Origin of the sequence: Companilactobacillus nantensis DSM 16982 (assembly GCF_001435815.1) — a bacterium.
Taxonomy (GTDB): domain Bacteria; phylum Bacillota; class Bacilli; order Lactobacillales; family Lactobacillaceae; genus Companilactobacillus; species Companilactobacillus nantensis.
On record NZ_AZFV01000057.1, the window covers coordinates 1 to 6850 of the forward strand.

General features: G+C 35.4%; 6 protein-coding genes. 4 read left to right on the forward strand and 2 right to left on the reverse strand.

Annotated elements, in window-relative coordinates; translation table 11 throughout:
* Nucleotides 1-385 precede the first annotated feature (385 nt).
* On the forward strand, nt 386-1750 hold the full coding sequence (locus FD31_RS13385; RefSeq protein ID WP_057893288.1) for an MATE family efflux transporter: 1365 nt from the start codon (nt 386-388) through the stop codon (nt 1748-1750).
* A gap of 199 nt (nt 1751-1949) precedes the next feature.
* On the opposite strand, the gene FD31_RS13390 is transcribed toward FD31_RS13385, so the two are convergent.
* On the reverse strand, nt 1950-2993 hold the full coding sequence (locus FD31_RS13390) for an alpha/beta hydrolase fold domain-containing protein (protein ID WP_057893289.1): 1044 nt from the start codon (nt 2991-2993) through the stop codon (nt 1950-1952).
* Between the two features lie 145 nt (nt 2994-3138).
* Here FD31_RS13390 and FD31_RS13395 point away from each other — a divergent pair, with 145 nt between their 5' ends.
* The 3 genes from FD31_RS13395 (at nt 3139) to FD31_RS13405 (ending at nt 5868) form a co-directional block, all read left to right on the forward strand.
* Nucleotides 3139-4116, forward strand: a complete 978-nt coding sequence (locus tag FD31_RS13395) for an ROK family protein (protein ID WP_057893290.1) — start codon at nt 3139-3141, stop codon at nt 4114-4116.
* A 66-nt stretch (nt 4117-4182) separates the two neighbouring features.
* A complete protein-coding gene (locus FD31_RS13400; RefSeq protein WP_057893291.1) occupies nt 4183-4989 on the forward strand; it encodes a Cof-type HAD-IIB family hydrolase in 807 nt (268 codons plus the stop codon).
* 84 nt (nt 4990-5073) lie between these two features.
* Nucleotides 5074-5868 carry a Cof-type HAD-IIB family hydrolase gene (locus FD31_RS13405; RefSeq protein ID WP_057893292.1) on the forward strand — a complete coding sequence of 265 codons (795 nt, stop codon included), beginning with the start codon at nt 5074-5076 and terminating at the stop codon, nt 5866-5868.
* Nucleotides 5869-6023: 155 nt separating this feature from the next.
* Here the strand turns inward: FD31_RS13405 and FD31_RS13410 are convergent.
* Nucleotides 6024-6850 (reverse strand): DNA alkylation repair protein (locus FD31_RS13410; RefSeq protein WP_235805375.1); only part of this gene is annotated, 827 nt, incomplete at its 5' end.

The window sequence follows — 6850 nt, forward strand, 5'->3', positions numbered from 1 at the left end:
AATTAACTAGCACCACGCGTAATTGGATATTTTTAGGAAAAGAAAATAAAACGTACCATAACCTTCTATTTTTAAAATTAAATTAACTAACAAAACTACTAACTAGTCGGAGGAACTGAGAGTATACACCAGCTATGACAGTGGTGTTAGGACGGCTGATTTTTGCCGTTCTTACAGCACCGGACGTGTTTGGAGACTTGCTTGCAAGGCTTCAAACCGAGATTCGAGACCGCTCTTTGGCTCGAATCGGTCCGCATAGCAGGTGTATATTCTCAGTTCCGGAGATGGCATACTACAAATACACTTTTTTCTATGCAATATTGATCACGAATAAAATTAAACATGCTAAAATAGTCATAATCTTTATGAAAGGGAATATAGATATATGATAGATCTAACTCATGGAAGACCTATGAAGGTCATATTTCTGTATACGATTCCTTTACTATTAGGTAACTTTTTCCAACAATTTTATAGTTTTATCGATACTCTAATTGTTGGAAAAACAATCAGTGTTGATGCTCTAGCGAGTGTCGGTGCAACTGGGGGACTAACTGGTTTAGTTATCGGTTTCGCACAAGGTATGACAAGTGGTTTGACTATTTTAACTGCTCGAAAATACGGTGCTAATGATGAACGTGGGGTTCGACAAAGTTTTGCTTCGGGGATTATAATTTCCGTCTGCATTGCCGTAATTTTTACTATCCTTGCACTTTTAATCGCCTACCCTCTACTTGTAGCGATGCAGACACCTAAAGTGTTAATTCATGATTCATTTATCTTTTTGGAAATTATCTTTGCAGGAATATTTTCTTTTGTTGGTTTTGACTTTTTAGGAAACACGATGCGAGCGCTGGGTGATTCCCGTGTACCGCTTTTCTTCTTGATCGTAAGTACTGTTTTAAATATTTTATTAGAGCTATTCTTTATCCTCTACTTACACATGGGAGTTGCTGGTGCCGGATTAGCCACAGTTGTTGCGCAAACAATTACTTTTATAATCTTATATTTTTACATTCGACGTCACATTCCGTATTTAATTTTGACACGCAGTGACTTTCGAATTGATAAAGCAGAAATTAAGGAATTACTACAAATTAGTTTACCAATGGGATTTCAATCTTCAATCATCGCCATTGGTTCAATTATTTTACAAGTTATGTTGAATACACTTGGTGCTAATGCCGTTGCTGCTTATACTGTTGCCGGTAGAGTTGAACAAATTGCTACTTTGCCAGCCTTCAGTTTTGGCTTAGCTTTAGTTAATTACACAGCTCAAAACTTGGGTGCAAAAAAATTCCACCGTATTTTACAAGGTGTTAAAGATGGAATTATCATTTCAGTTTCTGCCAGTTTAGTCATCGGTGCCTTCTTGATTTTCTTTGGCCGTAGTATCTCACACTTATTCATGAATGGTAGTCAAGATGCAGTCTTACATCTTGTTCAAATTTACTACTACTTCAACGGATCAAGTTACTTTATTCTTTCAATACTATTTATCGTTAGATATACCTTACAAGGTCTTGGCAATCAAAAAGCTCCCACTATCGCCGGCATTGCCGAGCTACTAATGAGAGTTTTCGCAGGTATTGTTTTGATTAGATTATTCGGTTTTTACGGTGCTGCAATGGCCAACCCATTAGCTTGGATTGGGTCAGTCTTAGTTCTCGTAAGTACTTGGAAAATGGAACTTAAAAAACTTAGAAATCTCAAGAATCTCTTGGGTGAAGATGAACTCGAAAGCGAATAGCTTTTGGGTTTTTCTTTTTCTGTAGTCGAAAGTTTATTTGATATTATCTCACTGAAGGTTGAAAGTTAAATATACTGTGGAGATGGTAATAGGCCGCCTCCAGAAGCAAGAAATTTAGGTCGCTGTGGGGACCGCCGAAAGCCAAGGTCTTTCGGCTCGATTTTGGTCAAAATAAAATTTGCCAAAACATAACAAATTATCATGCATTCAAGACATTAGCAAACTCATTGATGGAATCTTCAACCGCAGGGATTTGATTAACATAATTCAAAAACGCATGGGCAAGTCCGCCATAACGAATATATTTGGTCTCACTTCCGGCCATCCCAACTTTTTTAACGAAAGCTTCGTCTTGTAAACGGAATGGGTCAAATTCACCAGTCATAACTAAAACTCGTTTGAAGTTAATTGGATCTGCATATAACGGTGACAAAATTGGAGCTGTTAAATCAACTTTTTGGTGGTCAGTATAAAAGTCGGTCATTATCGTATCTAAGGACTTAAATTGCGTATAATTATTGTGCAGAGCAGGTCGCTGTTCTTCATTAATTGAAATTATTCGATCATTCCATAATGATCCTTCATGATTGGAACCATGAACCACAGTCGGATAAAATAGCACATGCTGATAAATTTCACATAATCCCATCAGATGGCATAACTGACTTACACTCAAAGCAATCGCTGCCCCAGCTGAATCACCTGATAATGACAATTGTTGATAATTATCCTTAATGGCAACAATAACTGATAAAACATCTTCAATTGCAGCTGGATATGGATTTTCTGGAGCAATCCCATAATCAACGCTATAAATTACTCCAGCAAATTTAGTGGCTAAAAGTTTTAAAAATGGTAAAGTATCTTCTGGAGTTCCACCATAATAAGCTCCACCGTGTAAATAAATCACAGCCTTATCAGAAGTAATGCAATCCTTTTGATAAATTTTCAAATAACGAACATGACGATTCAATGAATCTGTATAGGTATTTTCAATCACAACATCGGGATATTCACGTTGATTAATCTCATCATGGTTATTACCATCACGCAATTGTGTCAAATCATTGGGTAGACTGGGTTCATCAGACAAACCTTTTAAATGATCATAAACTATCGGATCATATGAATGTGCATCAATACGGTCTTTAACAATCATTTGTACGCTCTTCAAATTAGGAACATCGACTGCTCCAATTTGATTTAAACGGTTTAATTCTACGTTATAATCATTTCTTATCATAAGCGTCACCATCCTTTTTGGATATTAGACTAATCATCTATCTATGTACATTATGAATCATGTTTAAACATATTTTCAATCGAAATTAAATAATTATTTTTATCAATCTTGAATTACCTAATAATCCCACTTGAGGAGGAATGTTTTGAATACAGATACACGATTATCCGCCCGTCAACAAAACTTACAAATCATTTTAAACTTGTTGGACGAAAATAAGCAGCTATCCGCTAAAGAGCTATCAAATTTGACGGGTCTTAGCATTGTCAGTATAAATAAATTACTCGACATTCTAATTTCTAATACCGAAATTATTACGATTGATTACATCAATACTCGTGGCCGTCGTGCCAAAATTTATAAATTAAATTATGCAGCTTATAAATTGGGCATTGTTCAATTGGCTGAAAATGGTGACTCTATCAAAGCTACTTTCTATTTAACTGATCTCAAAGGTAAAGTTAAACTGAAAAAATTTAACGATCAACCAATTACTTCAGTTGAGCAGTTAACTCAATTTATCAAACAACAGATAATTAATGATATGCCGCAAAAAATTATCGTAGGTGTCCCTGGAGCTGAATTAAATGGTTATCTTCAAATTAGTGATGTAGCTTCACTTCAAGGAATCAATCTATCTTTGGCAATTGAAACGGCTACCGATATAAAAACACTGGTGATTAATGACGCCAATGCCAGTACTTTCGGTGCTGCCACTGAATTAAATGAAAACAAAAATATTGCCGTCGGTATCTATCTACCTAATAACTTTGCACCTGGTGTAGGAATTGTTATTAACAATCGCTTAATCAACGGCGTTGACGGGCTAGCTGGAGAAATTGAATACAGTACAATCGATAATAAACAGCCTGTCACCCAACAGATTACTCAACACATTCAAAATATTATCAGCTTCCTTGATCCAAATTTAGTAATCGTCTACGCTGAAAAACTTGGTCTCACTAATTTACAAATTGATCAAATTAAGCAAACTGTCCAACGAAACTTGCCACTTCATGAAAAATATGCCATTGATTTTGATCGTAGTTTTGAAAGAGACTACCGAATTGGCTTAGCGACGATTGGTCGTCACAATATTTTAAATGGTTTTGTCACCGATTGAAACCGTTTTACTAATTTGGTACAATATCCCTATCTTAATTAATTAAGTTTAAAAAGGGAGACTCTTATGATTAAATTAATTGCACTTGATATTGATCAAACACTATTAAACTCACAAAGTAAAATCACTGCCGATACTAAACATGCTTTACAAAAGGCTTTGCAACAAGGTATCAAAGTTGTCCTCTGTTCTGGTCGACCATTAGCCGGTGTCAGTCCTTACCTTAATGAGTTAGGAATTGCTGGTGACGAGCAGTATGCCATAACTTATAACGGCGCTTTGATTGAATCGGTTTCTGGTAAGGTTCTTTCACGTCAAACACTTAACAACGCTGATTATCGTCGAATCGTTAAATACGTGACTGACAACAAAATGCAATACTACGTTTTAGGCGATGACAGCAAAGTTTATACATCAGACCACGATATTAACCGCATTGCTGTTGTACAAGCTTGGGAAAATAGCGCCGGAATTTATGTCCGTACACCTGACGAATTACCTGCTGATTTTGAGATTCCTAAGGCAGCCATTGTTGGTGAGAAGGAAACTCTAGACGAATATGAAACACCGGTTAAACAAGAATTTTCTGACGATTATTACGTCGTTCGTGCTGCCGATAATTTCTTGGAATTAATGCACAAGAATGTCAATAAAGGTAGCGGATTAACTAAATTAACGAGCCTACTTGATATTAAACCCGAAGAAGTCATGGCTTTTGGTGATGAACAAAATGACTTGCCAATGTTCAAGTTTGCCGGTACTGCTGTTTGCATGGGCAATGGATCTGACCTCGCTAAGTCGCACGCTGATTATGTAACAGATACAAATGACAATGATGGAATTGCCAAAGCTTTGGATAAATTTATTTTTTAAAAACTTACCAAAATCGATTGCTTTAATCATACGTTACTAGATAAAATCATCAGTATAATGTATTAAATTTGAGAGGAATTTACTATGACAATTAAGCTAGTTGCAACAGACATGGACGGAACTTTTTTAACTGACGATAAGCATTTCGACAAAGAAAGATTCAGCCGTGTTTATGATTACATGACTAAAAATGATATTACTTTCGTTTCAGCCAGTGGTAATCAATATTATCAATTAAAAGATTTCTTCAAGGACTTCCCCAAGACACTCTTTGTTGCTGAAAATGGTGCTTTAGTTGGTAGTCATGACGAAATTTATAAGACAGACACTTTTTCTCAAGCCGTTGTACAAAAGACACTCCAAGTTTTAAACAGTCTTGACGACGTACAATCAATTGTCTGTGGTGAAAATTCAGCCTATATTGCCAAAAATGTGACACCTGAATTTGCCAAAATGAGTAAATTCTACTTCCCAGAAATTACTAGTGTTGATAAGCTCGAAGATGTTACTGATAACATTTTGAAGTTCTCTATCAACTGCCCTCCTGATGAAACAGAAGCATATATGGAAAAAATTTCTAATATGATTGGCCCAACCGTTTCTGTAGTTACAAGTGGTCACGGTGACATTGACGTTATTCGTGCTGACGTCAACAAAGCAACTGGTTTGGATTATTTATCAGATAAGTTAAATATCGAACCTGAAGAAATGTGTGCCTTTGGTGATGGTGGCAATGACCTAGAAATGTTACGTTATGTTGGTCATGGTGTAGCTATGAAAAATGCCTCACCTATTGTCCACGAAACAGCTCCTTTTGAAACAGTCGATAATAATCAACAAGGTGTTATTCAACATTTAGAAGAATTATTTGAAATTTAAATATAGATTTTTCTTCATAATTAATTTGTTTATTCATCGCAATTTGAAAATATTTACTTCATATTTGGTTGGTAGGATATAACCATAATCAAATCAAGGAAACAAAGTTTGATTATCCTCCCCCTTATAGAAGATATTAAAAGGACGTCCGGCTACTAGCCTGACGTCCTTATTTTTTTCCTTTTTTCTAAAGAAGTTAATTTGGTCTTTTCAACCTCTGTAGTATGCCGCAAAGACTTAATTCTACGAACAGTTAACTTGGATACTTTAGATTGATAATTCTCTGTAATGATTTGATATATTTTTTCCTGATCATAAGGGAAAACTGCCGAAAACAGCCAAGCCTGCGCCATTTGCACGTAATATTCATCACTGTTTATTTCAGTCGCTAGTTGTAATATTTCATCCCGATATTCGTCTGTATTGTAAAATTTCAACAGAAAAACTAATCCCGTTCGTTGTAACCAAAAATTATCACTTCGTAAATATTCTTTGATTTTAATCAAAAATTCAGGTAAATATTGCTTAACTATTTTGAAATGAACCACCATATCACAAATTGACCAGGCATTAGCTTTTCTTAAATAAGCATCACAGTAAGTTTCAAAGTCTGCTAACGACAATTTCAAATTACTAATCACAAAACCTTCGATAATGACAACTTCGTAATTTTCTGAACCAACAATTTGCAAGAAAGACTGTGGATTTCCCTGACTAATTTCTTTTCCAATTGTCTTGAGCGTTCCCATGGAAATTCCTAGCAGATTGTATGATGTTGGAACAATTTTTTCGGCACGAGTCCGATATTTTTCATCCCCCATATTGTCTAATTCATTTAAAAAATTTTGATAATCTGATTGAGACCAAGTTGTATTTTTCAAATCCAATAGCATTAAAATCATCCCTATACCTTTATTTACAAGTATTATGACATAAAAAAGTCGTTGTGATTTCTCACAGTGACCTATACCCCCAAAGTTAG